Annotated in this window: 2 protein-coding genes; one reads left to right on the top strand and one right to left on the bottom strand. The window is 73.7% G+C overall.

The genetic code is table 11. From position 1 onward, the window contains the following. Positions 1-1,062: 1,062 nt before the first annotated feature. The gene (locus tag ACWGB8_RS37690; protein WP_452218172.1) at positions 1,063-1,848 is read right to left on the bottom strand and encodes a hypothetical protein; all 786 of its coding nucleotides are present in this window, start codon (positions 1,846-1,848) and stop codon (positions 1,063-1,065) included. Between the two features lie 905 nt (positions 1,849-2,753). Between ACWGB8_RS37690 and ACWGB8_RS37695 the strand changes: the two genes are divergently transcribed. Further along, positions 2,754-5,135 carry a M4 family metallopeptidase gene (locus ACWGB8_RS37695; RefSeq protein WP_452218173.1) on the top strand — a complete coding sequence of 794 codons (2,382 nt, stop codon included), beginning with the start codon at positions 2,754-2,756 and terminating at the stop codon, positions 5,133-5,135. Positions 5,136-5,162 lie beyond the last annotated feature (27 nt).

Genomic DNA, 5,162 nt, shown 5'->3' on the forward strand with positions numbered 1-5,162 from the left:
GGCGGAGCGAAACCACGTCGGGCCTGCTACGGCCGCCCCGTGGCAGGTCCTGGATCGCCGGCGGACAGCTGAGGATCCGAGGGCGCCGTGGAGCGGCTCGCCGAGGGTGAAGGCGAAACGTCCACGGGGGGCTCGGTGGAACCGGTGGGCGTGGGACGGCCCGGACGGCCGGGCCCGGGCTCGGCGGACGGCCCGGGCGCCCGGGTGGGGCTCGGCGCGGGGGAGGTCCGCGTCGCCGGGGATGCGACCGGCCCCCTCGAAGGCGCAGCCGAGGCGGACCCGCTTCGAGACGTCTCTGCTCCGGCGCCGGGCCGGTCGAGGGGATCCGGGGACTGCGCGGCGGAGGAACGCGAGGGGGTGCCGGAGGCCGGTGGTCGGGGAGAGGGCTGCGAACCGCTCGCGGAGGGTGGTGGTCCGGCCGGGGTCGAGCTCGGCCCCTCGGTACGGCCCGCGGACGGTGAGGGTGGCTGTGGCGAGGTGCTGGTCGGGACGTCGGCCGCGGTTGCCCCGGGCAGCGGCGAACTGCCGGCCGGATCGCCGTGCAGCACCGCCGCGCCGCCCCCGGCGAGAACGCTCGCCGACAACACCAGCGTCCACCACACGGCACCGTGCGGACCCCGCGGCTGGGTTGCGGAGGCAGCGGGGCCCGGCAGCAGGACCCGCGGGGCGTCCGTGGACTCGGTCCGGCGGTGCACGACTGTGGTGGAGTCCGGTACGGGCGGGACGGCCTGGAGTTCGATCGTCACGGCCTCCGCGGAACAGGAGCCGCAGAACGGGGCGACCTGGGCGACCGAGGGCGACCGACCGTCCGGCCGGACGGCGGGGTCGGCCCGGAGGGCGGCGACGTAGCGACACGTGCGCTCGGCGATCAGGACAGCCCTGGCCCGCCAGGCGCCGTCGGGGTCGTCGGGGTCGGCCGTAACGGTCGCGGACCGGTTGTCCGGGTGGCTCCGTCGGCCCGGGCGTGGTCGTCGTGATCAGGGGACGCGCGGGTTTCCGTCCCGGCCGGTGATCGCATGTCGTGGCGCCGGCGGAAGGCGTGCCAGGGCGTCAAGGGCTCTCTCATCGTTCTCCCATGGGCGGGGGATCGGCGGGCAGCGGTTCGTGGGCGCGGGCCATCGGCGGGGGAGGGGCCATGATCCGGCTGATCCGGTAGCGGACCGCGCGGACGACCGGGTTGGACGTCGGATCCGGGGCTACGGCCAGGAGGGTCGCGAGGAGGGGGGCTCCGAGGGCGGCGGCCTCCGGGTCGGGGACCTCCCACCACGAGGCGGTGGCCTGCCGCGCGCCGAAGCGGGCCGGCGGGCTCGCCGGCCCGTCGAGCCGTGCCCACCCGTCGGCGATCAACATCCAGAGTTTCGCCGAGAACCGGGAGTCTCCCGCCAGCCAGGCGAGGTCGGCACGGACCTGGGCCGCGCGAAGGGTGAACCGGTGATGGTGTCCGTACTGCAGCGCGAGGGTGACGAGCAGATCCTCCATCTGCCGGACGGCGAGGGCGAAGTCGCGGCATTGTGCCGCGCTGACGATCTGTTGGAGGACGGGGTGGTGCTCGGCGGGCAGGGAGGTGTCCGTTCCCGGCCTGACGGCGCACGCCTTCGTCCCGCGCCGGGGCGGGGGTGCCGTGCGGACGGTGCGCAGGCCGCACGGGCCGTCAGATCCCGGGTGCAGGCACGGTCGTTGTTCGTTCAGCGCCGCGTTGTCGTGGGCGAAGCGGTCGCCGACGACGAGCCGCAGCCCTGGGGGCTCCGTGCCCGCGTTGGACGGACGGCTGTCCCGCGGATCGTCCGGGGCCGTGCGCCGGTCCGGTGGCGCGGCACACGGTTCGCCCGGTGTCATGCGATCGGTCACGATGCCGTCCGCGCCCGGCCCGCCGGGGAGTGGGCGACCACTGCGGTCGGCCGAGCGGGAGGGCGGTGGTCGGACGACAGCGCGCCGGCGCCGGCTCTGTGCGCCGTCCGGGGCGCGAGGCGGTGGGACAACATGCGGATGGCGCTCCCTTGGTGTCGTGCGCGGCCGTTCCGGGGTGCGTCCTGGAGCCGGCTGATCATGAGGGAGGAGTGCCGAGGGGCCCGGCCCGGCCCGCGCCGTTATCGAACAGTTGCGATCGATCCGGCCGGGACGGCGGCCTGCCTTGCTCCTCGGCCGCGGAGAGTTCAGGCGGAAGGGGGGTGCCCCCGCCCCGCCCGTTCCCGACGAGGCGTGCGGCGCCCTGGCCGAACCCGGTCCGTGCGTCAGGCCGAGGACGGCGCGCTGCCTCGTCGGCGGAGTGCTTCCCCCGACGCCCGTTGGCAGTTGACGGCAGCGGATCGGATCCGGCCATCGCGGTCGGTACCGCACCGGGGCGGCGCCGGGTGCGATGCGCCGTCCCGGTGGCGGGCCCGGCGGCCGTCGTCGCACGGCCTCCGAACAGTCCGTTCGCCGCGGCCGCAGCCCCGGCGTCGGGGTGCTCGCAGGGGCGCCGGCGACGGGCGTGCCGCCCTCTGCCGGGGTTCGTCGGCAGGCTGATTCGCCTCGGCAGGGGTGACATGTTCTCGCAAACATGGCACGCTCCTAGCAGCCTGCCGACCCCTCAAGGTCCATGTGGGAAAGGCTAGTTGCGCATGCTCAACCGCTCCGGGCCGACGTCCCCGGACCCCCTTCATTCGGTTCGTCCGGTCCCGCTGAGGCCGAGTCCGCTCGATTCTTCAGGAGTTCCGTTGACACGTACCCCCCGCACGAAAGCCGGCGCGTGCGCGCTGGTGCTCGGTGCCGCCATGATCGCCGCCGCGCTGCCGACAGGTCCCGCCGGCGCCGCCACCACCGGATCGGGCAGCGCCACCGCGAGCACCCCGGAGCGCGGTGGCGGCAGCCGCAGCGCCGCCGGTGGCCCCGCCCTCCGGGCCGGTGCCCGGCCCGCCGCGCTGAGCCCGGACGAGCAGTCCGCGCTGATGGCCGACGCCCGGACGCGCCGCTCCGCCACCGCCGAAGCCCTCGGCCTCGGCCCCGAGGAGGAGTTGCTGCCGAAGTCCGTCGGCAAGGACGCGGACGGCACGCTGCACACCCGGTACGACCGCACCTTCGCCGGACTTCCCGTGCTCGGTGGAGACCTGGTCGTCCACACGGCCGCGAACGGCACCGTCAAGGGCGTCGACAAGGCCACGGACACGGCCATCGCGGTGGCCTCCTCGCTCGCGGGCTTCACCGCCGAAGCCGCCAACGCCCGCGCGCTGGAGCGCGCCAAGGCCGCGGGCGGGAGCGGCACCGAGGTCGAGTCAGTCCGCAAGGTCGTGTGGGCCGCCGCCGGCACGCCGGTCCTGGCCTGGGAGAGCGTCGTCGGCGGCCTGCAGGAGGACCGAACCCCGTCGGAACTGCACGTCATCACCGACGCCGGCACCGGCGCGCACCTGTTCGACTACCAGGACGTCAAGAACGGCACCGGCCACAGCCAGTACTCCGGCCAGGTCACCATCGGCACCACCGAGGCCGACGGCGCCCACAGCCTGACCGACAACACCCGCGGCGGGCACCGCACCTACGACCTCGGGCACAGCGACGACGACCGGGGGAAGGGCACCCTGTTCACCGACGCCGACGACGTGTGGGGCACCGGCCGACCCGACCACGTCCAGACCGCCGGCGTCGACGCGGCCTTCGGCGCCCAGCTGACCTGGGACTACTACAAGAACGTCCAGGGTCGCAACGGCATCAGGAACGACGGCGTCGCCGCCACCAGCCGCGTCCACTACGGCTGGAGCTACGTGAACGCGTTCTGGTGGGACGGCTGCTTCTGCATGACCTACGGCGACGGCGACTACAACGCCAAACCGCTCACCGCCATCGACGTGGCCGCCCACGAGATGACGCACGGCGTCACCTCCTACACCGCGGGCCTGAGGTACAGCGGCGAGTCCGGCGGTCTGAACGAGGCCACCTCCGACATCATGGCCAGCGCCGTGGAGTTCTGGGCCGGCAACGCCGCCGACCCGGGCGACTACCTGATCGGCGAGGAGATCGACATCAACGGCGACGGCACGCCGCTGCGCTACATGGACAAGCCCTCCAAGGACGGTGCCTCCAAGGACTACTGGTACGCCGGAATCGGCTCGACGGACGTCCACTACTCCTCCGGCCCGGCCAACCACTGGTTCTACCTGGCCTCCGAGGGAAGCGGAGCCAAGATCGTCGACGGCGTCGCCTACGACTCCCCGACCGTGGAGGGCCGCCCGGTGAACCCGATCGGGCGCGACGCCGCCGCGACCATCTGGTTCCGGGCCCTGAGCACCTACATGACGTCCTCCACCGACTACGCCGGTGCCCGTACGGCCACCCTGAAGGCCGCTGCCGACCTGTACGGCGCCGACAGCCCCACCTACCGGAACACCGCCAACGCCTGGGCCGCCGTCAACGTCGGCACCCGCGTCACCACGGGCGTCACTCTGGTCAGCCCCGGCAACCAGGTCACGCAGACCGGAACGGAGGTGAACCTGCGGGCCGAGGCCGCCAGCAGCAACCCCGGGCCGCTCACCTACACCGCCACCGGACTGCCCGCCGGCCTGACGATCGACGGCTCCAGCGGTCTGATCTCCGGCACCCCCACCGCCCAGGCCACGAGCACCGTCACGCTCACGGCGACGGACTCCACCGGCGCCCTCGACACCCTGTCGTTCTCCTGGATCACCTACACCATCGGCGAGTGCGCCACGGCCCAGCAGTTCGCCAACCCCGGCTTCGAGTCCGGCCCCGTCGGGTGGACCGCGTCGAAGCGCAGGATCATCGACTCCACCGACCCCTACACCCTTCCGCGCAGCGGCTCATGGAAGGCCTGGCTGGGCGGTCACGGCGACCCCAGCACCGACACGCTGGCCCAGACCGTCCACATCCCCTACGGCTGCCGGGCCACGCTGTCCTTCTGGGTGGCCATCAGCACGGACGAGGACACCAAGGTCATCCCCTTCGACAAGCTGACCGTCCAGGTCGGGGACACCGTCCTGGCGACCTGGTCCAACCTGGACGCGACCACCGGCTACGTCGAGAAGACCGTCGACCTGTCCGCGTACGCGGGGCGGTACGTCGACGTGCGGTTCGTGGGCAGGGAGGACCTCTCGGCCCGGACCGCCTTCCTGATCGACGACACCGCCCTCACCCTCGGCAACTGACCGACCCGACGGACCCCAGGTGCCCGC

This window comes from Kitasatospora sp. NPDC054939, assembly GCF_053610105.1.

Bases quoted from the DNA above. Each gene is read 5' to 3' on its own strand.
- ACWGB8_RS37695 (WP_452218173.1), top strand. From the start codon at position 2,754: ATGATCGCCGCCGCGCTGCCGACAGGTCCCGCCGGCGCCGCCACCACC.